Here is a 22210-nt window from a genome sequence, read left to right on the forward strand (position 1 = left end):
TTCATCGTCGCGCCCCAGTAATCCTCTATGAGTACGACCCCACCGGGGCCGAAAGGTGTCCCCGTGTTCGGCAACGGGCGACAGTACGCCCGCGACCCGTTCCAGTTCATCACTGCCTGTACCGAGGCGTACGGCGACGTGGTGCGGCTGGATCTCGGGCCACGGGAGACGTACATGCTGACGAACCCCCGGGACGTGGAGCGGGTGCTCGTCTCCGAGTGTGCGAAGTTCCGCAAGCCCGACTTGGACGCCGGTATCGACGACTTACTCGGTGACGGACTCCTGCTGTCGGAGGGTGACACCTGGGAGAAACAACGCGACCTCGCCAACCCGGCGTTTCACGCCCGCCGGGTCGGGGCCTTGGACGACGTGATGGTCGACCACGCCGAGGAGACGGTCGCCGACTGGGCCGTCGGCGACCGCGTGGACCTCCAACTGGAGATGGCCCGGTTGACGGTGAAGATCATCGTCTCGGCCATGTTCGGGACGAACGTGAGCGAGGCGAAGATCCGGCGGGTCCAGGAGAACTTGGAGCCGCTGGGGCAACGGTTCGAGCCGAGCCCGATGCGCGCCATCGTCCCCGACTGGGCGCCGACGGCGGAGAATCGGAAGTTCGACGCCGCCGTCGCCGCCTTAGAGGAGGTTCTGGACGACATCCTCGCGGAGCGGCGCGGGACCCAGGAGACGGCTCCGGACCCCGCGGGCGACGCCACCGGCCGCGGCGTGCCGATGGACCTGCTGTCGATCCTGCTGCGGGCCCGCGACCGTGGGGAACAGTCCGACCGCCAGCTCCGCGACGAGCTGATGACGATGCTCTTGGCGGGCCACGACACGACGGCGCTGACGCTCACCTACACCTACTACCTCCTGTCGGAGCACCCGGAGGTGCGCGACCGCGTCCACGCGGAGATCGACGAGATCGACGGCACACCGACCGCGAGCGACGTGCGGAACCTGGAGTACGTCGACCGCGTGCTCTCGGAGGCGATGCGGCTGTACCCCCCGGTGTACACGGTGTTCCGGGAGCCGAAGACGGACGTACGGATCGCCGGCTACCGGATTCCGCAGGGGTCGATCGTCATGATCCCCCAGTGGGGAGTCCACCGCTCGGACCGGTGGTACGACGACCCGCTGACGTTCGACCCGGACCGGTGGGCGCCCGAGCGCCGCGCCGACCGGCCGCGGTTCTCCTACTTCCCGTTCGGCGGCGGCCCGCGCCACTGTATCGGCAAGCAGCTGTCGCTGTTGGAGGCGAAGCTGATCCTCGCCACGGTGGGCAGCGAGTACACCCTCGACTACGAGGGGCCGGACCTGGATCTCCGCGGGTCGCTGACGATGCACCCGGACCACCCGATGCCGATGCGGATTCGGCCGCGGTCGGAGTCCCCCGAGCGGTGAACTGAACTGTCCGGGCGACCGTCGCCCTGTCGACCGGATGCTCGAACGACGAGGCAGACTGGAAGCCCCCTCGATCCGACAGAGCCTCGTCGCCGTGCTGTTCTGTGCGGGGTGTTCGCTCGTGGTGTCGTTCCTCGCGATCGAACTGTACGGCGTCGACTGGCACCCGTTGTGGCTTCCTGTCGGCAACACGACTGGCGTCGTAATCGCCCTGGCCGTCGCACAGATCTGGGGGAGACAGTAGCGGCCACTACCACGCCCCACGTTATCACGCCTTTCGCGGGGCTTATCCCACCCCAGCGCCTCTATCCGATATGAGTGGTGAAAGTGGGCGCAAGAACCTCCGGATGCCGAGCGGCGACGAGCAGTTCGCCGTCGTCACGCGGCACGACGGGGGGAACCACGTCCAACTCCGGTGTCAGGACGGCACGGAACGACTCGGCCGGATCCCCGGTCGCATGAAGTACCGCGTCTGGATCGAAGAGGGCGACGTGGTCCTCGCCGACCCGTGGGACTGGCAAGACGAGAAGGCGGACATCGAGTGGCGGTACTCCGACCAGGACGCAGACCAGCTGCGCGAAGAAGGCCACATCGAGTAGTCTCCTCTCTTCACTCTCTCGGCGCGACCTCGATAGCGACGGCGTCGGAGTCGGGCTCGTCGGCCCCCCCGTCCGACCCCGACTCCGACTCTTCGACCGCCAGATCGTCCAGCAACAGCTCCACGTTCCGCCGGTTCGTCTTCCAGAGGGCGTCGAACAGGACTCCGACGACGGGGACGGCGCCGCCGGCGGTGTCGACGGCGACGTTGCCGAGCATTCGGACGACCGTCGTGTACGACACGCCGAGGTAGGCGGCCTCCAACACCACGTACAGCGACAGCCCGGTCGTCAGGGCGTCGCCGACGACCGGTACGGACCCGAGCAACGGGTCGAGCCCGACAGAGAACCCGCCCGGCAGTCGCACACACTCGTCTAAGAGGTGTGCCACCGTCGACAGTCGGTCGACGGCCGCCTCGTCGACGCTGTCGGGCAGTTCCGTCGTCTCGAACCGGTCTGCGAGCTCCGTCATCGTCTCTCCACACGCCCCGCTGGGACAAAAACACGGCGGCGGTCGCGGCGCGTGAGTCTCGCACCCGTGGTAACCGTCGACAGGGTTATGACTCCCGATTGCCAAGACGAGGTGCCATGTCGATGGGAGCTTACGACGAGGCGGAACACGAGCGCCGCGAGCGGAAGGCGCGCGTCGACGCCGACTTCGACGACGAGCGTCCCGAGTACAGCGGTGAGGTGACGTTCGACGGCGAGGAGGACACGGAGGCGATGCTCGAACAGTTCCACGCCCTCGCGGACGACGACGGGAGGTAGGACGGCTACACGACGGGCTCCAGCAGGCTCGCCGCGACCATCGCGCCGAGCCCGACGCCGACGATCCGCGTCATCGCCCGGCGGCTGTCGGCCTCCGTCCAGTCACCGCCGACCGCGAGGTGGTCGCGTGCCGCCTCGATCCCCGGGCCGGCGAGGATCGACCCGCTCCACCCCAACACGCCGAACCCCAACGCGACAGTGCCGAGCGCGAACCCCGCCGCGACCGCGTCCGGCGGGGTCCGCCCGGTCGCCACCGACAGCGCGACGGACGCCGGACCGGCCGGCAGTCCGACGGCGACACCACTGGCTAGCAGTCGGAGCCGTCGAGCGACCGCCGTCTGGATCGGCGGCAGCTCCCCACCGTCGGACACGGCTCAGTCGACCGCGTCCCGCATCCGCGGGTCAAGGGCGTCGCGCATCCCGTCGCCCAACAGGTTGAATCCGAGCACCGTCAGCGCCAGCAACAGCCCCGGGAAGAACGACATCCACCACTTCCCGGTGAGCAGACCGTTGTCGACGCCCTGCGACAGCATCAGCCCCCAGGAGGGAGCGGCACCGCTCGCGCCGAACCCCAGGAACGACAGCGCCGCCAGGTCGATGATGGCGAGTCCGAAGTTCAGCGTCGACTGGACGGTGATCGGCGCCAGCGTGTTCGGCAGGACGTGCCGGACGAGCACTCGTGGGTCCGAGGCCCCCAGCGCCTGTGTCGCCTCGATGTACTCGTCTTCCAACACGGTCAGCGCCGCCCCGCGGACGACACGCGCGAACCGGGGGGTGTACACCATGATGAGCGCGATCGTCGCCTTCCACAGCCCGGTGCCGAAGACGGCGACGATCGCCAGCGCCAGCAGTAACGACGGGAACGCCAACAACACGTCCATCGTCCGCATCACGACGTTGTCGGCCACGTCGCCGTAGTAGGCCGCGAGCACGCCCAAGGTGACGCCCGCGACCGTCGACACTCCGACGGCGACGGTACCGAACTTCATCGCCAGCCACGCCCCGTAGGCGGAGCGTCTGAAGATGTCCCGGGCGCTGGCGTCCGTCCCGAACAGGTACTGATCCGCTGGCGCGGGGCCGACCCAGCCCGGCGGCGCGCGGTCCGGGATCGTCGTCCCGAGCCGTGAGGCGGTGAGCGCGTCGTAGCTCAGCGTCGTCCGGGCGACGACGGCGAGGACGACGATCCCGAAGATGATCGTCAACCCGGTCAACGCGAGACGGTTCGACAGCAGTTCGGAGACTAACGGGGACGCACGCAGTCGGGCGACGGGCCCCCGTGTTCGCGTCTCCGTCTCGGTGGTGTCGTCGGTGCTCACTGTTCGATCCGTGGGTCGAGGTAGCTGTACGTCACGTCGACGCCGAGGTTCACCAGCGTGAACAGTAACGCGAACGTGAGAACGGTGCCCTGCACGAGCGGGTAGTCCGTCGCGCCGATGGCCGACACGAGCATCGTGCCGATGCCGGCGATCCCGAACACGGTCTCCGTCAGCACGGCACCGCCCAGCAACGAGCCGAACTGAATGCCGACGACCGTGACGACCGGGATCAGCGCGTTCCGGAGCCCGTGTTTGAGGACGGTGATCTTCGCCCCTTGGCCCTTCGCCCGGGCGGTCCGCATGTAGTCCTGTCTCACCACCTCCAGCATCGACGACCGCATCATCCGGGAGATCAGCGCCATCGAGTAGATACCGATCACGAGCGACGGCAACAACAGGTGTCGCACGGCGGAGACGAACGCGTCGAGGTTCCCCAGCAACAACGTGTCGACCGTGACGAGTCCCGTCAGCGGGAGTTCCGTCCCGAGCAGTCGCCAGGACTCGTCCAAGAAGATCGTCGAGCCGATCCGGCCACTGGCCGGGAACAGCCCGAGCTGCGTCGACAGGAACAGGATCAACAACGGCCCAGACCAGTAGATCGGGACGGAGATTCCCGTCAGCGCCCCGATTCGAGTGGCGTGATCCGTCAGCGTGTCCTGTTTCACCGCCGACAACACCCCGAGAGGGATACCCAGACCGATGCCGAAGAACTGGCCGTACAAGGCGAGTTCGATCGTCACCGGGAGGGTGTTGGCGACGACCTCGCGCACGGGCGTCCCCTTGGAGATCTGGTAGGACTCGCCGAACTGGAACGTCGCCGCGTCGCCCAGGAACCGGAGGTACTGAACCCACAACGGGTCGTTCAGGCCGAGCTCGGCTCGGACCCGTTGTATCTGTTCGGCGCTGGCCCGTTGGCCCACGATGATCCGAGCCGGGTCGCCCGGCGCGAAGTGGAGGATGCCGAACACGAACGTCGCCACCCCGAACAACACCGGAACGAGCAAGAGGAGTCGTTTCGCCAGGAAGCGTTTCGAGACCATACTATGGTGTGTCGTCGTGTCGTCTGATTGTAGCTGCCGATCACTTCAACGTCGCGCTCGCGGCACGAACGAGCGGGGAGCGCCCCCCGTCGTCACTCGATCTCGACGGACTCCAGGTACGGGCCGCCGACGGACGACACCGTGTAGCTGTCCTGGTTCACACTGCTGTGGATCCCGCGCAGCGTCTGGGCGTAGTCGAGGAACACCCACGGCGCCTCCTCGTGGGCGATCTCGCTCGCCTGCTTGTACAGTTCTCTCCGTTTCGCGGTGTCGTACGTCTGTTGTCCCTCGCGGATCGTCTCGACGAACTCCCTGTTGGCCCACGCGGCGGCGTTCAGCGTGTTGAACCCCTCGGTGTCGTAGCCGACCCAGTCTTGCCCGTCCGGGATCTCGTCTACCGGGACCCCAGGGTCGAGGAGGAACGACATGAAGTTGTCCGGGTCGGCGTTGTCCGTGTACCAGCCTAGGAAACAGGCGTCGTGTTTCCCCTGGTCCGTGTAGTCCAGGAACGACGAGAACGTCGAGAACTGGTTGACCTCTACGGTGAAGCCGATCTCCTCCAAGTCGGACTTCACCTGGTTGGCCGTCTGGACCGGGCTCGGGTTGTACCCCCGCGGGTTCGAGAACGTCGCCAGTTCGAACTCGAACGGCTCGACGCCCGCCTCCTCCAGCAGTGACTGTGCCTCCTCTTTGTCCGTCTCGTACGGACTCAGGTCCTCGTTGTGACCGATCACGTCCGGCGGGAGCGGTTGGTCGGCCTCGGCGGCGAACCCCTGGTAGATCTGGTCGACGATGGCCTGTGTGTCGACGGCGTAGCTGACGGCCTGGCGCACGGCCTTCTCCCGGAACTCCTCCTTGCGGGCCATGTTGAACGCCATGTAACCGACGTTGATCCCGTTCTTCGAGAGGAGACTCGCGGAGTCGGCGTTCTGGAGCTGTTTGAACGACTGTGAGTCCAGGTTGTCCGTGATGTGGGAGTCGCCGTTGATGACGTCCGCCGCCCGCGTGGAGTTCTCCGTGATCTCCTTGAACACGACCTCGGCGACCTTCGGGCCGTCACCCCAGTAGTCCGTGTTCGCCTCCATCCGGACGCGGTTGTTCTCGTTGTCCAACTCCGCGAACTCGAACGGACCGGTGCCGACCGGTTCCTCGCCGAGCGCGACCTGTGGGTCGCCGCCGCTCTCGTACCCTTCGATCTGCGTCTTCGAGAGGATCACGGCCGCGAACATCGCCAGGTTCCGCAGGAACGGGGCGTACTGCTGTTCGAGTTCGATGGTCAGCTCGTAGTCCCCGTCCGTCTCGATGGTCTTCACCCAGTCGCCGAAGGTGAACGGGCCGTACCCCGACCGGTTCGCGTCCCCGAGGTAGTACTCGTACTCCGCGTCACTGAACCGGTCGACGGTCGCCTTCACGTCGGCGGCGGTGAACTCCTCGCCGTTGTGGAACGTCACGCCCTCGCGGAGCGTGAGCGAGGCTGTCGTCCCCTCCAGCGAGTAGTCCGTCGCCAGCCCGGCGCCGAGTTCGCCGCCCGTCCCGGGCTCGAACTTCACCAGCGGGTCGAACACCTGGTTCGACACCTTCGCCACCTCGCCGTTCGTGGTCTGTTGTGGATCGTAGTTGCCCGGGTGGTCGCCGCGTGCGTACACCAGCGTCCCGCTCACCTCGCTGCCGCCGCCGGTAGTGCCGCCCGTGCAGCCCGCCGTCGCCGCCAGCGCTCCCGTCGCAGCCGCCCCGCCGACGGCCGTCAGGAAGCTGCGTCTGCTCGTCTCGTCCTGTGACATACGTTCTCACTGGCGAGCATCGGGGCATAAAAATTCCGGAATATATCGTGTGCCTGTAAGAGACAGTTCGATTGAAGCTTCCTACGAACTTGGGAACCAACTCGGGTTGGAGAGGAACCGCCGCTCACTCGGTGCGGTGACACGCAGACGGGTGGTCACCCTCACCCAACGACGGGTCGTCGCGTTCACAGACGGACTCGAAGACGGACAGCGCCTCGGTGGCGCCGGCGAAGTCGCCGTCCGCGAGCCGGGCGACGCTGTCGGTCACTGCCTCGTCGGCCCGCGGCGGGAGGTCGTCGATTCCGAACCGTTCGCGGACGGCCCACTCCAGTTCGACGGTGCCGCCGTCGGTGGCGACCTCGGCTGCCGCGGCCGCCTCCTCTCGGATCCCCGCCGGGTCGATCGCCTCGCGTTCCACCCGTTGGCGGTAGTCCGTCACCGCGCGGAACTGCGACTGGTCGATCTCCATCCCCTCCGGTGGGATCACCTGCGGACACCGCGTCCGGAAGTGACACCCAGACGGCGGGTTGACCGGCGACGGTACGTCTCCCTCCAGAATCACTCGGTCGTCCGTGTCGGCCGTCGGGTCCGGGACGGGGATCGCCGACAGCAACGCCTGCGTGTACGGGTGTCTGGGGTCGTTGAACAACGCCGTCGTCTCGGCCACCTCCACCACCTCGCCGAGGTACATGACGGCGACCCGGTCGCAGATGTGTCGCACCACGCCCAGGTCGTGGGCGATGAACAGGTACGTCAGCCCGAACTCCTCCTGGAGATCCTCCATCAGGTTGAGGATCTGCGCCTGGACGGAGACGTCCAGCGCCGACACCGGCTCGTCGGCGACGACGAAGTCCGGATCCACCGCCAGCGCCCGGGCGATTCCGATCCGCTGGCGCTGGCCGCCCGACAGTTCGTGCGGGTACCGACCGCGCTGACTGGGGTCGAGCCCGACCGCCTCCAGCAGTTCGTCTACCCGGCGGCGACGTTGTTCGCGGCGACTCACGTCCGCGGGCGGTTCCTCGGCTGGGAGGTCGTGGATCTGGAGCGGCTCGGCGACGATCTGACCGACGGTCATCCGCGGGTCCAGGCTGGACATCGGGTCCTGGAAGATCATCTGGAGGTCCGTCCGGCGGGCCCGCATCTCCGAGTCGGACAGCGTCGTCAGGTCCTCGCCCGCGAACACGACGGTGCCGTCCGTCGGCTCCAGGAGTCGGAGCAACGACCGCCCGGTCGTCGACTTCCCGCAGCCGGACTCACCGACGAGCCCCAGCGTCTCCTCCTCGTGGACGCTCAGGTCCACGCCGTCGACCGCCTTCACGCTCTCCACCTCCGAGGACAGCAGTCGGTCCAGGTAGCCGTCCGCCCGCGAGAAGTGCTTCTGGAGCCCGTCGAGGGACAACAGCTCCTCGCCGACCGCCGTCTCCGTGCCGCCGAGGTCGCCCGTGGCACCGTACGCCGACTCGTCGAAGTCGTCCAACACACACTTGGCTCGGTGGGTCGTCTCCGCGTCGCCGTGCTCCCGGAACGGAATCGCCGCCCCCGTACACTCCGGCTGCTCCCACGGACACCGGTCGGCGAAGTGACACCCCTCCGGCATGTCGATCAGGTCCGGGACGTTCCCCTCGATCGGGGTGAGTCGGTCGGCGTCTTCCGTCGGGATCGACTCCAACAGCGTGTACGTGTACGGGTGTGCGGGGTCGTGGAAGATCTCCTCCACCGGCCCCTCCTCGACGATCTCGCCGGCGTACATCACGGCGACCCGGTCGCAGGTCTCCGCGATCACGCCCAGGTCGTGGGTGATCATGAGCACGGACATCCCCAGCTCCGCCTGGAGATCGTTGACGAGATCCAGAATCTGCGCCTGGATCGTCACGTCCAGTGCAGTCGTCGGCTCGTCGGCGATCAGCAGCTGTGGGCGACACGCCAGCGCGATAGCGATCAACACCCGTTGACGCATCCCGCCGGAGAACTCGTGTGGGTAGTCGTCGATCCGCTCGGTGGGCTCCGGGATACCAACCTCCGACAGCACCTCCACCGTGCGGTCGATCACCTCGTCGTCGGCGTCGTCGAGGCCGAGCGACGGCAGCACCTCCCGGATCGCGTTGCGCCAGGAGTCCTCCCGTCGGCCGTCGAACTGGTGGAGACGGAGGCTCTCGGCCACCTGTTCGCCGACGGTGAGCGCCGGGTTCAGCGAGGTCATCGGGTCCTGGAAGATCATGCTGGCGGCACCGCCCCGCACGTCCCGCATCGCCTCCTCGGGTGCGGCCGTCAGGTCGATCACCGCGTCTTCGATCGTCACCTCGTCGATCCGGTCGGGCGACGAGCGTAGCACCGTCCGTGGGTCTGTCTCCGGCTCTCCGTCGACACTCCCCGACTCCAGGAAGACGAACCCGTCGCGACTGCGTTCGGCGAGCGCGTCCAGGTCGTCGGCGACGGCCCGCGCGTCGCCGCCGTCGCCGATTCGCGCCGCCAGCGCCGACAGTTCGTCGGCCAGCCCCGCGGGGTCGTCCAACGCCGCACAGTCCGCCGCCATCCCCTCGAGTTCTGCCGCGACGCCGCCGAGGTCGCCCGCCCGGCAGTCGTCCGCGAGCACCCGTGTCGCCTCGCTCAGCGCGTTCGGGTAGCTCGCAACTCCGTCGGCGTGGCGTGGTAGCATCGCCGGCACCGTCTCCGGGCTCCGGAACGTCACTCGCCCGCCGACGATCTCGCCCGGGTCGTCGACGAGGTCCAGCGCCGACAACGCCGTCACCGACTTGCCGGACCCGGACTCACCGACGAGCCCGACCGTCTCCCCCTCGCGGATCGTCAGGTCGACCCCGTCGACAGCCCTCACGTCGCCCCTTTCCGTCGCAAACTGCGTCTGGAGATTCGACACGGAGAGGAGATCCATGTCACCCGGTGACGCCCCGGGGAAGGTGTAGTTTTCGATGCGGGCGCCAACGTTCAACGACGAGGGAAGTCGGTCGTACGTCCACGTCGATCGGTTCCGAAGTTCCACAGTCGGATCGAGCGTAGGTGTTCCAACGCCGTTGGCGGCCCGTGGGGGTCTAAGTCACCGCCAGCCGTGGCTCGGGTGTGAAACTGACGTGTCCCGTCTGTGGCGTGACGTTCGGCCCGGAAGACGGCGTGTGGCAGTGTCCAGACTGCGGGCACGCGCCGCCACACGGTGCCGACTGAGCTCGCGCGAAGACGCGACCCACGCGAAGACGCGGCTACCGCAGGAACTCGATCGCCGCCCCCTGCCCGAAGCCGACGCACAGTGTCGCCAGCCCGCGGTCGTCGCCCCGCTTCTCCAGCTCGTGGAGCAGCGTCACCGGCAGGCGTGCCCCGGAGGCACCCAGCGGGTGGCCCAGCGCGATGGCGCCGCCGTTGACGTTGTACTGCGCTTCCGGAATCCCGAGTTCGCGGCGGGCGTACACACACTGTGAGGCGAACGCCTCGTTCAACTCGACGAGATCGTAGTCGTCGATCTCCGTGCCGGCCCGCTCCAACAGGCCGCGGGTCGCCGGCACCGGACCGATCCCCATCACCGTCGGGTCGACGCCGGCGACCGCGTTCGTCCCGACCTCCGCGATCACGTCCAGGCCGTGGTCCTCCGCGAACGACCGGCTCGTGACGAGAGTGCTCGCCGCGCCGTCCGTCAGCTGCGAGGAGTTGCCGGCGGTGACCGTGCCGTCGCCGGTGAACGCCGGCGACAGCTCCGACAGCGTCTCCACGTCCGTGTCCGGGCGGATCCCCTCGTCTTCCGTGACGACGCCGTCGTCCGTCTCCACCGGGACGATCTCGTCGTCGAACCGGCCCGACTCCGCCGCCTCGGCGGCGCGGTGGTGGCTCCGGACGGCGTACTCGTCTTGCGCCTCGCGGGTCACGTCGTACTCGCTGGCCACTTTCTCGGCGGTCATCCCCATCTGGAGCTGGAACACGTTGTACTGTTCGGACAGCTCCGGGTGGAGGTGTTGGTACGTGTCCTCCCCCATCGGCACGCGGGACATGTTCTCGACGCCGCCCGCGAGGATACACTCGCGGTTGCCGGCCGCGACGGCGTCGGCCGCCGAGATGATCGCCTGCATCGAGGAGGCACACCAGCGGTTGATCGTCGTCGCCGGCGTCCCCTCGCCCAGTTCCGACAGCAGCGCGATCACGCGGGCGACGTTGTTGTCCTGCTCCTCGCGCTGCTGGGCGACCCCCCACATCAGGTCGTCGACGTGGTCGCTCGTCAGCCCCGTCTCCGAGAGGGTGTGGTCGATCAGCGTGCGCGAGAGATCCTCGCTCCGCGTGTCGGCGAAGACGCCGTCTGCCTTGCCGAAGGGAGTCCGGTGCGCGGCCGCGATGACGGGTGTTGCCATGTGTGCGCCTGTGTGACGGACCGGTATAAAACCGCGAGAACGGACCGCGGGTTTCGGGGTGTTTCACCTGTGGTCTGGAATCGATCGTCCTCACAGAATATAATCAGTAGAGATGAATTTTCAGTATGCTATAATTCTTATATGTATATATAATTTGAGTGTCACTTCTAATTCATTCAGAAAGAAATTTATTTGTTAGCTTCTGCTATTGGGGTATGAGCGGTCAAACGTCGTCTGCGAACAGGCGAAGCGTGCTGAGAGCAGTCGGTGCAACCGGTGTCGGTCTCACCACCATCGGGGAAGCAACGGCAACTGACGATGGAGTTCGAATTGATACTATCAAACACCGTGGTGAGACACTCAAATCGAAACTCGTGCCGAAGGAGTGGTACCAGCACGAGACACGCGTTGACGCAGTCGCTGGGGCCCTCAGACAACAGTACGAAGACATCAAGACTGTCGACGGTGTCGGGCTGACGGGGACGGATCGAACAGTCGCAGGCAAACGGGTCACTCGGCCTATAATCTACACCTCCGAATCTGCGAGTGCTGTGTCTGTGCCTTCCAAGCGAGACGGAATCTCCATCGAACAACGTGAGACACCGGATCTACGGCTGGATACGTGCTACGATCAAGATTACGACAACGTCCCCGGTGGTGTTCAGGTGGAGACCGGTGTTCCGTTCTCTGTCGCCTGTCGTGTTATCAACTCCGACGGTGAGCCCCGGCTTATGACCTGTGCGCACGGGTTCAAGCAGTGCGAGGGAAGTATCAAAGGCGATGAACTCACGCAGAGTGATCGCCTCATCGGGGGAGTCGAAGACTGGTCAGTCGGACAAGACTGGGCGACGGTCTCTCTCAGTGCATCGTCACCCATCAACGGGTTTGACCCAGGAGTTGTCGATACACAGAGAGATGTTTTGGGCTACGTAACGGAAAACGGAATTAAAGATCTGATCTCAACTGGAGAGACTGTCTACCACCGGGGAAGAAAGACCTGTGCGCAGAGTGGACAGGTCAAGGAAACCGGATTCGTATTTTCAAATTGTGAAGGAACTCCCCAAGAAGATTACGGTAAGTACATACGTATGTCTACATACACAGAAAGTGGCGACTCCGGAGGGATTCACTATAAAAGATATAAAGTAGATGGTAAAGAGTACGCCAGTGTCATTGCTCCACATCATGGTAGTAGTAATTACGGTTCATACGGCTGTCCAGCATACCGAATCCACAATAACCACGGGTTCGACTTTGGACAATAGACCGTGACTCGCCTCTCCCGACGAAGACTGCTGACAACAGCTGCAGTCGCTCTCAGCACGGGCTGTCTGGGCCGTCTGTCTGGCGACTCCACGGCAGTGCAGCAGACCAGTTCGAGCGAACCGACAGCGACGGAGACCACGTCGGCGGACAGACCGACGAGCGAGACAGCATCACCGACACCGACACACGAGTCGACGGCTCGGACGACGCCACCCAGTGGGTCCGCGACCGAGACACCACCGACTCCCTCGGGCGAGTCGCCCACACGGACGATCGAGCGGTGTGGAGAGCTGTACGAGGCCTCGGTTCCGGTCACGGTCACCACCTCGGAGATCTTCGAACTGTCGACCACCACAGAGGTCGTACCGTACGGCGGTCAGCTGACCGTGACGTTGGAAAACACCACAGAGACCGACCAACTTAGTGGGACGAAGAGTAGGTGCGACATTCAGAAGAGAGAGAAAGGGTCGTGGGATTCGGTTCTCTACACGGACGAGTACCCGGTCTGGAGAGATATTCCGGTACGACACGCCCCCGGCGAGGGGTTCGAGTGGAACGTCGACATCGGGCCGGGAATCGACTTCGCCGACCGGATCGACCCGTCGTTTCAGGAGTGCGAGCGCATCGAGCCGGGAACGTACCGCTTCGTCTACTGGGGGATCACCCGCCAACCACAGGGAACTAATTACGCGCTCGCCGTCCAGTTCCGTCTCGGAGAGCGCTGATCCGTTCGTCGCCGCTCACTCACACGAGGCCGCGCTCGACGCGACCGTCTCCCGCGACAACACGGGCGAGCAGACGAGCAGCGCCCGGGCGTCGTCGTCGGTCCCTGGGTGTGGTGTGCCGGACATCCACGGCGCGAAGTCCGGCGTCTGCCGCTTCTGTTTCGTCCCCGAGCTGGCGGCGACGACGAACTCCCGGACGGCGACCGCGACACTCCACCGGCCGACACAGTGCCAGTTCCTGGCAATCTGTGCCGGGCTGGTCCGGTCGGCCCGCATCACGACCACCTGGAACGCGACGCCGTCGGGACTCGTGTAGTAGCCCCTGATCCCGTCCGTGCCGCCGAGGTACCGCCAGTCAGCCCCGTCCGTCCGGTCGCGCGTCCAGCCGTCTCCCGGCGGCGAGAGGATCGTCTCCGGAGTCAGTTCTGCCGTCTGTGTCGCGGTGTCGGACGGTGTCGCCGGCGTCGTGGTCGTCGTCGCCGCCGACGCTGTCGTCGTCGCCCCCGCCGTCTCGTTTGGTGCCGCTGCCGCCGCCGTCTCGCTCGGTGCCGCTGCCGCCGCCGTCTCGCTCGGTGCCGTCGCCCCCGCCGTCTCTCGCCTCGGGCGATCGGACAGACAGCCGGGGACAGCCAGCGACAGGATCGAACCGGAGAGGAACGCCCGTCGTTGCATCGCGTTCGTGTCCGACGGCTCTCCCGGTGAGTCTTGTGGCGAATCGAGCTGGCGCGCATGACTGATCTGTATCGGCCGGGCCCGTCTCTGTCGCTCCGACGGGCTTAACAGAATCCCGCCCCAAGGCGTTGTAGATGAACGACCCGGCAGTCGACGTTGTCGAACTCCTGGTGACGGCGAGTCGGTTCAACGACGACCGGTCGCTGGACGCCGACGACCTCCCGCCGCGGTACCGTCGCGTGTTCTGGACGGAGCACGACGACGACGGCGACGAGCCGGGCGGCGTCCAACGGCCGCTGACCGTGACGGAGTCGACGGCGAAGACGGCGACCGGGATCGAACGCCCCTGGGAGGCTGTCTCCGACGAGCTGTTCACCGACCGAGACGACTTCGACGGCACGCTGTCGCTCACGGAGTCGTCGATGGGGGTCTCCTGGCTGTTAGACCGCGTTGAAGACGACCGCCTCCTGTCGAACCCGGTGTTGGCGAAGATCGCCGAGGAGGCGACGGACGACCCTCCCGTCACCTACGAGGCGGCCCGCGACGAGACGCGGCCGATCCAGGCGGACCGTGTCTGGATCGACGCGCTGTTGGAGGAGTACTTCGACGAGGAGGAGGACGCGGAGATGCTGGACCTCGTCACCGTCCGTGCCCCCGAGGAGATCGAGACCACGCTGGACGATCTCGTGCTCACGGGCGACCAGGAGGGTGAGATCCAGAAGCTCGTCACCGCGATCGAACACCGCGACTACCTCGCCGAGATCGGTCTCCGCGAGATCGGGAAGCTCCTGTTCGTCGGCCCGCCGGGCACTGGGAAGACCAGCGTCGCCCGCGGGATCGCCCACGACCTGGGGCTCCCGGTCGTCGAGGTGAAGCTGTCGATGGTGACGAGCCAGTACCTCGGCGAGACCGCCAAGAACGTCGAGAAGACGTTCGAGGTGGCGAAGCGACTGGCGCCGTGTATCCTCTTCATCGACGAGTTCGACTCCGTCGCCAAGACCCGTCGGAGCGACGAACACGCCGCGCTCAAACGCGCCGTCAACACCCTGCTGAAGTCCATCGACGACATCTCGCTCATCAACGACGAGGTGTTGCTCGTGTCGGCGACGAACCACCCGGACCAGCTGGACGCCGCCGCCTGGCGCCGCTTCGACGAGATCGTCAACTTCCCGAAGCCGGACCGGCAGATGCGCGCGGACATCCTCCGGGTGATCACCAGAGAGATGGAGATCGGCGACTTCGACCCGGAGATCGTCGCCGACAAGACGGAGGGGCTCACCGGGAGCGACCTCCGGATGGTGTTGCGGGAGGCCGTCTTGGAGGCGCTGACGGACGACCGTCGGACGATCACCCAGGCGGACGTGATGGACGCCGTGGAAGACTTCGAGGAACGGGACAACCTCAAGACGATGGACATGATCGACGGCGAGGGCGCGACCGTCGCCGGCGACGGTGGGCACGACCACACACACGACCACTGAGCGGTCGAACGACAGAGCGGGCGTCCAGAGTCGACTCCCTGCCGGAGACCTGTCGGTACTTTTTACACTGACAGCCGATATCACACTACACATGGACTCCACAGTCGTCGCTGCCGGGATCGTGGTGTTGCTCGTCGGCACGGAGGCGTTCTTCACGGTGTTGGACGTGCTCAACCTGCGACACCAGGAGGCGACCGTGGCCGAGGAACGAGCGTGGGTCGTCTCGGAGCTCGGAATCGACGATCCGGAGGAGGCGCTGGCGTACGATCGGGTGAAGACCGGCGTCGGCGCGTTGCGGTCGTGGATGGGACTCGTGGCCGTGCTCGGGGTGTTGTTCTCGGGGTTGTTCGCGGACGCCGTCGCCCTCGTGGACGGGCTGGGCGTGTCTACGCTGGTGGAGGGGATCGTGTTCGTCGCCGGCGGCGTGCTCGCCTTGCAGGTGTGGTCTGCCCCGTTCGATCTCGTCGAGACGTTCGTCGTGGAGGAGGTGTTCGGCTTCAACAACCAGACGCTCCGGCTGTGGCTCCGTGACACCGTCGTCGGGACCGTGGTGTCGCTCCTCCTGACCGTCCCGCTGGCGGCGGTGTTGTTGTGGGCCGTCGAGAGCATCGGCCTGTGGCCCGTCGCCGGCTGGCTGTTGGCCGTCGGGTTCGTCGTCGGCTTCACCGTCGTGAAGCCACGCCTGATCGATCCGTTGTTCAACGAGTTCACCCCGATCGAGGGGGGTGATCTCCGGGCGGCCGTCGACGACGTGTTCGAGCGAGCCGGCTACCGCACGGACGAGGTGTACGAGATGGACGCCAGCCGGCGCTCGTCACACTCGAACGCCTACTTCACCGGGTTCGGTCCGGCGAAGCGTGTCGTCCTGTTCGACACTCTCGTCGAAGGGATGGAGCCGGAGGAGGTCCAGAGCGTCCTCGCGCACGAACTCGCTCACTGGCGCGAGGGGCACATCTGGAAGTTCGTCGGGCTCGCGGCCGTCCAGTTCGCCGTGATCTTCGCCCTCCTGGGGGTGATCGTCGAGGCACCGGCGTTGTACGCCGCCGTCGGCACACCACAGACCCCGTACGTCGGGCTCGCCGTCGGCCTGCTCGTCGTCGGGCCGGTGACCCGGCTGACCAGTCCGCTCCAGAACTACTTCTCGCTCGCGTACGAACGAGAGGCGGACGCCTACGCCGTCGAGATCGTCGGCGGCGAGGCGATGGCGGGTGCGCTCGCACAGCTGACGGCCGACAACCTCTCGACCCCGTTCCCGCACCCGTGGTACGAGACGTTCCACTACGACCACCCGCCGGTGCCGGAGCGGATCCGTCGCGTCCGGGAGTTGGACGCCGAGGCGGACGCCGAACGGGCCGCCGACGAGCGACGGCCGGGCGCCGCCGACTGACCGCTCCAGTTCGTCGAGTTCACTCGGACGAGCCGACCGGAGGGTGAAACGTAACCTACAAACGGGGCCACACCCGACTCGCGGGTATGCAACGACGCGCAGCGGCGTTGTACGCCGTTCTCCTCCTCGTGGTCGGCGTGAGTGCGTTCTCGCTCATCACAGTCGCCACACCGCCGGAGCTCGCCTTCGACAGCCCCGAGCACGAACTCGGGGAGACGGAGGAGTTCCAGGTCGGAGACACGACGTACACCGTCGACGCCATCGACGCAGAGATGCAGGGTGGCGGCGGCGGTGGCCACGGTGGGGGCGGCGGCCCCGAACTCGTCCGTTCGGGCACGCTCGTGTACACCAATGAGTCCGCCCTCGACACTGCGACGTGGGGTAACGGCTCCGACGTGACGTTCCGCAACGAGACGTACACCGTCCTCGTCGACGGACCGAACGCGACGAGTGTCACGTTGGAGGGGACGATCAACCGCACCGCGATCCTCCAGAACGACACCACCGTCCAGAACGACGTCCAGACCGTCGACGGCACGGAGTACGTCGTCCGCGAGGGAGCCGACGGCAACCGGACGCTGCTCCCCGCAGCCGACTACTTCCCCGAGCCCGAGCGGCTGACAGTGGAGCAGGGCCAGGCGGTCCAGTTCGACGGCAACGAGTACACCGTCGCCGCAGTCGGCGGTGACGGCGCCCGGCTCTCCCGGCCGATCACCGAGGAGATCGAGGTGTCCGTCTCCAACCACGCGAACGTCACCGTCGGGGACCAGACGTACTTCGCCCACTTCCCCGACAACGAGACGCTCGTGTTGACGACGAACTACGAGCAGTACCAGGCCCACCAGGATCGGATGGATCAGTTCACGGAACACGAGAACGGGCTGTGGGGTGTCAGCATCGTGACCGGGATCGGCGCGGTGTTCCTGATCGCGCTGGCGTACCTGCCGAGTCGGTACTGAACCGCGGGACCGGGCACCCACCGAACCCACCGTAGCCGCCGTCGTCGACCTCTGTCGCACGCTTCGTCTGGTCACGGTCGGCTCCACACCTGGAGTTACCCGTGACACCCCGTTCGATGTGCTTCGGGCGAGCCTGTTCGCCGAACTGAACCCTCCGCCTACAGACGGGCCGGTCTGGGGCTCTAACTGACGTTCGGGAGGCGTGCGAAAGGTCTACCATCACTGGACAGCAGCCCGAAGTGTGGACAGCGCACCGTACTCGGAGAGGGGTGGATCGTGAACGGGGGCTCTCTACTGAATCAGATCACGACCGGCGTCGTGGTCACGGTGTTCGTCGTCGCGGTCGCCGCCGCCAGCGACTGGCTCGCCGGGCGGCCGTTGCTGTTCGAGCCGGTCGTCGCTGTCGCCGTCGGGTTCGTGTTCGCCGCCGTCGGTCCGCCCCTGCGAACTGTCGTCCGTCGTCGAAGCTGATCGCCCAGGCCACTGTCGGCTGGCGGCGTTCGCCGTTGTGCGGTTCAGCTCTCTCGATCTCTCCGCTGACGACTCCCTCCCCAGACCACGGTCACTCCGTTCCCGGACCACGGTCACTCCGCTCCCTGCTCCGGTCACTCCGTTCCCGGACCACGGTCACTCCGCTCCCTGCTCCGGTCACTCCGCTCCCGGACCACGGTCACTCCGCTCCCGGACCACGGTCACTCCGCTCCCGGACCACGGTCACTCCGCTCCCTGCTCCGGTCACTCCGCTCCCGGACCACGGTCACTCCGCTCCCGGACCACGGTCACTCCGCTCCCGGACCACGGTCACTCCGCTCCCGGACCACGGTCACTCCGCTCCCGGACCACGGTCACACGCTAGACTCGATCCCCTACCCCGTGGTCGGCACTACGATGCAGTACGCGAGCGAGGGAGCGAAGCGACCGAGCGAGCGCTTTTTGATCGAGCTTTTTTCCTTGGGTGCGCGCCTGCGGCGCGCACCCAAGGAGTGAAAAAGGTCGGTGTACCGAGCGCGGTGGGATTCGAACCCACGGCCATCGGATGTCTCCCCCCACCGGCGGAGCCGGCGGAGTTAGAAGTCCGACGCTCTATCCTGGCTGAGCTACGCGCCCTCACTCCATACGACAGAACGAACGACAAAAAGCGCCCCGGTCCGGACGGGCGGACCCGCAGCGCTTAACAGCGCCAGCGGAGTAGTAGGCGCCGATGCGAATTTTCGGGACCGTCGGACTGCCCGGCAGCGGGAAAGGCGAGGCCGCGACCGTCGCCGAGTCCGCGGGGATTCCGGTCGTGACGATGGGCGACGTGATCCGGGACGCCTGCCGCCGACGGGGGCTGGACCCGGCGGAGAACCACGGGACCGTCGCCGAGCGACTCCGCGAGGAGGACGGCCCGGCCGCAGTCGCCGACCGCACCGTCGACCGACTGCGGCGCGTCGACGACGACGTAGTCTTAGTCGACGGGCTCCGCGCCCCGGCCGAGCTCGACCGGTTCCGCGAGGCGTTCGGCGACGACTTCCGACTCGTGGCCGTCGAGGCCCCGTTCGAGGTGCGGGCGGAACGCGCCGCCGACCGCGGCCGCGACGACTCCGACGGCGACACGACCGCATTCCGCGAACGGGAGGAGCGTGAACGCGCGTTCGGTCTGGTCGACGTGATGGAGCGTGCAGACGTGACGGTCGACAACACTGGATCGGTGGCGACGTTCCACGACCGTATCGCCGACCTGCTGGGCGTCGAGACGCCGGAGGCGGCGGGAGGTGGCGCGTGACGACGATCTACAGCGTCGACGCCCGGATCGAGACCCCCGTGAACGACACGGAGGTGACCGACCGCGTGATCGACGCCGTCGAGGCGTTGTTCCCGGACGTCGACGTGCGCTCGGAGCCCGGTCGGGTCGTCGCCGAGACCCACTCGTTGGAGGGGTTCTCCGACCGGCTCCACGATCAGGAGATTCTCGACACCGCCCGCCGGGAGTTCTTCGACAGCGCCGACGAGGAGGGGTTCTCCTTCGCGTTGAAGAAACAGGCCGCCTACGAGGGGGTGATCAACTTCGCCGTCGGCGAGCCGGACGAACTCGGCGACATCGAGGTGGACGTGGCCGTCCGGGACCCGTCCGTCGAGGAGTACATCGACCACGTCGCTCCGCCGACGGAGGGCGGCACGCCGGTCGACCCCGACGGACAGTAGCTACGCCGGCGGCTGCGCCAGTTCGGCCCGTCGTCGTTCGCCGTCCGACTCGACCAGTCGACGAGTCGTCTCTACGGTCTCGCGCAGCTCTCGTCGGTTGAACCACCGGACGAACGGGCGGGCGAGCCAGGCGAACGGGAGCTGCGAGAGGTCGTACGTCGCGGCGTAGGTGAACCGCGTCCGGTCGCCGTCCACCGCCTCGAACGTCCACCGGATCTCCCCGTCCAGGTCGCCGGTCATCTCGAAGACGACCCGGTCGGGCGGGTCGTACGTGGTCGTCTCCAGGGCACCCGTGAACACGAGCCCGAACACGCGGTAGCCGTACAGCATCCGGCGCCCACCGTCGGGCTGCTGCTGTACGTCCGCGATTCCGGTGATCGCGGGCGTCACGCGGGCCTGGGCGTTCGGGTCGTCGACGAACGCGACGACCGTCTCTCGGGGGGCGTCGATCACGGTGGCGGCGGCGACGTCCATGCCCGGACAGAGGTACCCCACGGTCAAGGCCGTGCCGTTCGCCGTCGAAGCTTTGACACCCGCCGCGCCCCGAGATATCTCACGAATGGCAATCGACCCGGAGTTCGAACGGACGCGCGAACGGGCGGACGACCACGACGGCCACGCGGTGTGGGGCCCGGTCGACGAACCGGAGCAGCTCGGCATTCACGGCGCCCACGTCGCCGTCGACTTCGACATCTGTATCGGCGACGGAGCGTGTCTGGAAGACTGTCCCGTCGACGTGTTCGACTGGGTCGACACGCCCGACCACCCCGAGAGCGAGAAGAAGGCCGACCCCGTGCGCGAAGGGCAGTGTATCGACTGTATGCTGTGTGTCGACGTCTGTCCGGTCGACGCCGTCGACGTCGACCCCGGCCGAGAGAACCGGATCTGACCGAGTTCGAGTCAGCGACCGGCGACGGCCCGGACGGTGTCGACGAACATACTCGCACCCATCTCGATCTCTCGTTCCGTCACGTCAAGGGGCGGCAACACCCGGATCACGTCGTCTCCACACGAGAGGGTGAGCAGTCCCCGTCGCATCGCCGCCTCGTTCACCTCGTTTCGTAGGTCGCTCGACGCGAACTCGACGGCCAGCATCAGCCCCTTGCCACGTACGTCCGTGACACCCTCTAAGTCGGCGTCGTGGAGGAGCTCTTGGAACTGTCGGCCCCGTTCGACCGCGTTCGACAACAGGTCGTAGTCCCGGATCGCCCGGAGCGTGAACACGCCCTGCATCGCCGAGACGATGTCGCCGGCACCCCACGTCGAGGAGAGCCGGAGCCGTTCGTCCGGGAACGTCTCCTCGCTCCCGATCGTGGCGCCCACCCGGAGCGCCTTCGCCGACGTGATCACGTCCGGCTCGTACGGGTAGTGGTTCGACGCCCACATCTCGCCGGTGCGGCCGACGCCCGACTGGATCTCGTCGGCGACGAGGTTGATGTCGTGTTCCTCCGTCAGGAAGGCGAGTTCGTCCACGAAGGCGTCCGACGGGAACCGGTAGCCACCCTCGCCTTGGATCGGCTCGACGACGACGTACGACACCTCGTCGGGGTCGACCCACCCCGTCTTCGGGTCCAACGCCTCTCGGAGCACACTCGTGTCGCCGCCGTTGGTGAAGAAGCCACAGGAACACGTCTCCGGCGTACACGTCCGGTCGTCACAGTACGGCGCGTCGTGGACGCCGGAGATCTCCGGGAACTCCCGGCGGTAGACGGACTTCGAGCGGTTGAGCGACAGCGCACCCAGCGTCCGGCCGTGGAACGCCCCGTGGAAGGTGACCCCGTAGCGACCGCCGTTCGTGTCGTCGTAACAGATCTTGATCGCGTTCTCCACCGCTTCCGCACCGGAGTTCGACAGGAACACCGTGTCGAGCCCGTACTGTTCGGTCGTGTCCGTCAGCTCGTCCATCAGCTCCGTCGGGCCGGGGAGGTTCGAGTCGCCCGGCGTCGACCCGTCCGAGAGGTAGAAGTCCTGGCCGGCGATTTTCGACGGATCCGGGAGGTCGAACTCGCTCATCGGCTCCGTCAGCTTCGGGTTGTTGTAACCCAACGGCGCCGCCGCGACGTGGGAAGTGAAGTCCAAGAGAACGTTGCCGTCCACGTCGGTGACGAACGGGCCCTCTGCCTCGTCGGTGATGTCCCAGACGAAGTCGTAGACGTAGGTGCTCGTCGCCGCCTGCTCGCGGTGGTACGACGCCCACTCGCGGGCTCGCTCACCGGGCATCTCCGTCACCTGCGGTTCCGCACGGTGTCGGTCCATACCACCGGGACGAGAGCCCCGATCATAAATCCGGT

The 22210-nt window shown here is 66.7% G+C and carries 23 protein-coding genes and 1 tRNA gene; 13 read left to right on the forward strand and 11 right to left on the reverse strand.

Going from position 1 to position 22210, the window contains the following annotated elements:
* The first annotated feature begins 27 nt into the window (after window positions 1-27).
* The 3 genes from RYH79_RS12990 to RYH79_RS13000 all read left to right on the forward strand — a co-directional run bounded on the left by RYH79_RS12990 (window position 28) and on the right by RYH79_RS13000 (window position 1997).
* Window positions 28-1398, forward strand: coding sequence for a cytochrome P450 (locus RYH79_RS12990; RefSeq protein WP_370899788.1), 1371 nt, complete (start codon window positions 28-30; stop codon window positions 1396-1398).
* 37 nt (window positions 1399-1435) lie between these two features.
* The gene (locus RYH79_RS12995; RefSeq protein ID WP_370899790.1) at window positions 1436-1642 is read left to right on the forward strand and encodes a hypothetical protein; all 207 of its coding nucleotides are present in this window, start codon (window positions 1436-1438) and stop codon (window positions 1640-1642) included.
* A 70-nt stretch (window positions 1643-1712) separates the two neighbouring features.
* A complete protein-coding gene (locus RYH79_RS13000; RefSeq protein ID WP_370899792.1) occupies window positions 1713-1997 on the forward strand; it encodes a translation initiation factor eIF-1A in 285 nt (94 codons plus the stop codon).
* Window positions 1998-2007: 10 nt separating this feature from the next.
* Here the strand turns inward: RYH79_RS13000 and RYH79_RS13005 are convergent, their stop codons facing one another.
* Window positions 2008-2466, reverse strand: a complete 459-nt coding sequence (locus RYH79_RS13005) for a DUF4112 domain-containing protein (protein WP_370899794.1) — start codon at window positions 2464-2466, stop codon at window positions 2008-2010.
* A gap of 116 nt (window positions 2467-2582) precedes the next feature.
* Here RYH79_RS13005 and RYH79_RS13010 point away from each other — a divergent pair, with 116 nt between their 5' ends.
* Window positions 2583-2762, forward strand: coding sequence for a DUF5786 family protein (locus RYH79_RS13010; protein ID WP_370899796.1), 180 nt, complete (start codon window positions 2583-2585; stop codon window positions 2760-2762).
* A gap of 5 nt (window positions 2763-2767) precedes the next feature.
* On the opposite strand, the gene RYH79_RS13015 is transcribed toward RYH79_RS13010, so the two are convergent.
* The 6 genes from RYH79_RS13015 to RYH79_RS13040 form a co-directional block, all read right to left on the reverse strand.
* Entirely contained in the window at window positions 2768-3133 is a 366-nt protein-coding gene (locus tag RYH79_RS13015; protein ID WP_370899798.1) for a DUF7268 family protein, read from the reverse strand.
* 3 nt (window positions 3134-3136) lie between these two features.
* Entirely contained in the window at window positions 3137-4078 is a 942-nt protein-coding gene (locus tag RYH79_RS13020) for an ABC transporter permease (RefSeq protein ID WP_370899800.1), read from the reverse strand.
* A complete protein-coding gene (locus RYH79_RS13025; protein WP_370899802.1) occupies window positions 4075-5118 on the reverse strand; it encodes an ABC transporter permease in 1044 nt (347 codons plus the stop codon). Before RYH79_RS13025 ends, RYH79_RS13020 begins: the two co-directional genes overlap by 4 nt.
* A gap of 92 nt (window positions 5119-5210) precedes the next feature.
* Entirely contained in the window at window positions 5211-6899 is a 1689-nt protein-coding gene (locus tag RYH79_RS13030) for an ABC transporter substrate-binding protein (RefSeq protein WP_370899804.1), read from the reverse strand.
* A gap of 124 nt (window positions 6900-7023) precedes the next feature.
* Window positions 7024-9789, reverse strand: coding sequence for an ABC transporter ATP-binding protein (locus RYH79_RS13035; RefSeq protein ID WP_370899806.1), 2766 nt, complete (start codon window positions 9787-9789; stop codon window positions 7024-7026).
* A gap of 322 nt (window positions 9790-10111) precedes the next feature.
* Window positions 10112-11245 carry a thiolase family protein gene (locus RYH79_RS13040; RefSeq protein WP_370899808.1) on the reverse strand — a complete coding sequence of 378 codons (1134 nt, stop codon included), beginning with the start codon at window positions 11243-11245 and terminating at the stop codon, window positions 10112-10114.
* Between the two features lie 251 nt (window positions 11246-11496).
* Here RYH79_RS13040 and RYH79_RS13045 point away from each other — a divergent pair, with 251 nt between their 5' ends.
* Both RYH79_RS13045 and RYH79_RS13050 read left to right on the forward strand, forming a co-directional pair.
* Window positions 11497-12510: a hypothetical protein gene (locus RYH79_RS13045; protein WP_370899810.1), complete on the forward strand. Its 1014-nt coding sequence runs from the start codon at window positions 11497-11499 to the stop codon at window positions 12508-12510.
* A gap of 387 nt (window positions 12511-12897) precedes the next feature.
* Window positions 12898-13236: a hypothetical protein gene (locus tag RYH79_RS13050; RefSeq protein WP_370899812.1), complete on the forward strand. Its 339-nt coding sequence runs from the start codon at window positions 12898-12900 to the stop codon at window positions 13234-13236.
* A 15-nt stretch (window positions 13237-13251) separates the two neighbouring features.
* On the opposite strand, the gene RYH79_RS13055 is transcribed toward RYH79_RS13050, so the two are convergent.
* Complete coding sequence (locus RYH79_RS13055; RefSeq protein ID WP_370899814.1) at window positions 13252-13908, reverse strand: hypothetical protein; 657 nt, start codon at window positions 13906-13908, stop codon at window positions 13252-13254.
* 134 nt (window positions 13909-14042) lie between these two features.
* Between RYH79_RS13055 and RYH79_RS13060 the strand changes: the two genes are divergently transcribed.
* From RYH79_RS13060 to RYH79_RS13075, 4 genes are all read left to right on the forward strand, one after another.
* Window positions 14043-15389 (forward strand): ATP-binding protein, encoded by a 1347-nt coding sequence (locus RYH79_RS13060; RefSeq protein WP_370899816.1) that lies wholly within the window; start codon window positions 14043-14045, stop codon window positions 15387-15389.
* A 91-nt stretch (window positions 15390-15480) separates the two neighbouring features.
* A complete protein-coding gene (locus tag RYH79_RS13065) occupies window positions 15481-16776 on the forward strand; it encodes a M48 family metallopeptidase (protein WP_370899818.1) in 1296 nt (431 codons plus the stop codon).
* A gap of 86 nt (window positions 16777-16862) precedes the next feature.
* The gene (locus tag RYH79_RS13070) at window positions 16863-17735 is read left to right on the forward strand and encodes a hypothetical protein (protein WP_370899819.1); all 873 of its coding nucleotides are present in this window, start codon (window positions 16863-16865) and stop codon (window positions 17733-17735) included.
* Window positions 17736-18011: 276 nt separating this feature from the next.
* Window positions 18012-18206, forward strand: a complete 195-nt coding sequence (locus RYH79_RS13075; RefSeq protein WP_370899821.1) for a hypothetical protein — start codon at window positions 18012-18014, stop codon at window positions 18204-18206.
* A 531-nt stretch (window positions 18207-18737) separates the two neighbouring features.
* Here the strand turns inward: RYH79_RS13075 and RYH79_RS13080 are convergent.
* Window positions 18738-18842 (reverse strand) — tRNA-Arg (locus RYH79_RS13080).
* Window positions 18843-18936: 94 nt separating this feature from the next.
* On the opposite strand from RYH79_RS13080, the gene RYH79_RS13085 reads away from it, so the two are divergent.
* Window positions 18937-19500: an AAA family ATPase gene (locus RYH79_RS13085; protein WP_370899823.1), complete on the forward strand. Its 564-nt coding sequence runs from the start codon at window positions 18937-18939 to the stop codon at window positions 19498-19500.
* Window positions 19497-19919, forward strand: a complete 423-nt coding sequence (locus RYH79_RS13090; RefSeq protein ID WP_370899825.1) for an RNA-binding domain-containing protein — start codon at window positions 19497-19499, stop codon at window positions 19917-19919. Before RYH79_RS13085 ends, RYH79_RS13090 begins: the two co-directional genes overlap by 4 nt.
* On the opposite strand, the gene RYH79_RS13095 is transcribed toward RYH79_RS13090, so the two are convergent.
* Window positions 19920-20393 carry an SRPBCC family protein gene (locus tag RYH79_RS13095; RefSeq protein ID WP_370899827.1) on the reverse strand — a complete coding sequence of 158 codons (474 nt, stop codon included), beginning with the start codon at window positions 20391-20393 and terminating at the stop codon, window positions 19920-19922.
* An 85-nt stretch (window positions 20394-20478) separates the two neighbouring features.
* Here RYH79_RS13095 and RYH79_RS13100 point away from each other — a divergent pair, with 85 nt between their 5' ends.
* A complete protein-coding gene (locus RYH79_RS13100; protein WP_370899829.1) occupies window positions 20479-20808 on the forward strand; it encodes a 4Fe-4S dicluster domain-containing protein in 330 nt (109 codons plus the stop codon).
* A gap of 11 nt (window positions 20809-20819) precedes the next feature.
* Here the strand turns inward: RYH79_RS13100 and RYH79_RS13105 are convergent, their stop codons facing one another.
* Window positions 20820-22175 carry an aminotransferase class III-fold pyridoxal phosphate-dependent enzyme gene (locus tag RYH79_RS13105; protein ID WP_370899831.1) on the reverse strand — a complete coding sequence of 452 codons (1356 nt, stop codon included), beginning with the start codon at window positions 22173-22175 and terminating at the stop codon, window positions 20820-20822.
* Window positions 22176-22210 lie beyond the last annotated feature (35 nt).

Origin of the sequence: Halobaculum sp. MBLA0143, from assembly GCF_041361465.1 — an archaeon.
Lineage (GTDB): Archaea > Halobacteriota > Halobacteria > Halobacteriales > Haloferacaceae > JAHENP01.

Coding starts and splice junctions, on each gene's coding strand:
- RYH79_RS12990 (WP_370899788.1), top strand. CDS start 28: ATGAGTACGACCCCACCGGGGCCGAAAGGTGTCCCCGTGTTCGGCAAC.
- RYH79_RS12995 (WP_370899790.1), top strand. CDS start 1,436: ATGCTCGAACGACGAGGCAGACTGGAAGCCCCCTCGATCCGACAGAGC.
- RYH79_RS13000 (WP_370899792.1), top strand. CDS start 1,713: ATGAGTGGTGAAAGTGGGCGCAAGAACCTCCGGATGCCGAGCGGCGAC.
- RYH79_RS13005 (WP_370899794.1), bottom strand. CDS start 2,466: ATGACGGAGCTCGCAGACCGGTTCGAGACGACGGAACTGCCCGACAGC.
- RYH79_RS13010 (WP_370899796.1), top strand. CDS start 2,583: ATGTCGATGGGAGCTTACGACGAGGCGGAACACGAGCGCCGCGAGCGG.
- RYH79_RS13025 (WP_370899802.1), bottom strand. CDS start 5,118: ATGGTCTCGAAACGCTTCCTGGCGAAACGACTCCTCTTGCTCGTTCCG.
- RYH79_RS13030 (WP_370899804.1), bottom strand. CDS start 6,899: ATGTCACAGGACGAGACGAGCAGACGCAGCTTCCTGACGGCCGTCGGC.
- RYH79_RS13035 (WP_370899806.1), bottom strand. CDS start 9,789: ATGGATCTCCTCTCCGTGTCGAATCTCCAGACGCAGTTTGCGACGGAA.
- RYH79_RS13040 (WP_370899808.1), bottom strand. CDS start 11,245: ATGGCAACACCCGTCATCGCGGCCGCGCACCGGACTCCCTTCGGCAAG.
- RYH79_RS13055 (WP_370899814.1), bottom strand. CDS start 13,908: ATGCAACGACGGGCGTTCCTCTCCGGTTCGATCCTGTCGCTGGCTGTC.
- RYH79_RS13060 (WP_370899816.1), top strand. CDS start 14,043: ATGAACGACCCGGCAGTCGACGTTGTCGAACTCCTGGTGACGGCGAGT.
- RYH79_RS13065 (WP_370899818.1), top strand. CDS start 15,481: ATGGACTCCACAGTCGTCGCTGCCGGGATCGTGGTGTTGCTCGTCGGC.
- RYH79_RS13070 (WP_370899819.1), top strand. CDS start 16,863: ATGCAACGACGCGCAGCGGCGTTGTACGCCGTTCTCCTCCTCGTGGTC.
- RYH79_RS13085 (WP_370899823.1), top strand. CDS start 18,937: ATGCGAATTTTCGGGACCGTCGGACTGCCCGGCAGCGGGAAAGGCGAG.
- RYH79_RS13095 (WP_370899827.1), bottom strand. CDS start 20,393: ATGGACGTCGCCGCCGCCACCGTGATCGACGCCCCCCGAGAGACGGTC.
- RYH79_RS13100 (WP_370899829.1), top strand. CDS start 20,479: ATGGCAATCGACCCGGAGTTCGAACGGACGCGCGAACGGGCGGACGAC.
- RYH79_RS13105 (WP_370899831.1), bottom strand. CDS start 22,175: ATGGACCGACACCGTGCGGAACCGCAGGTGACGGAGATGCCCGGTGAG.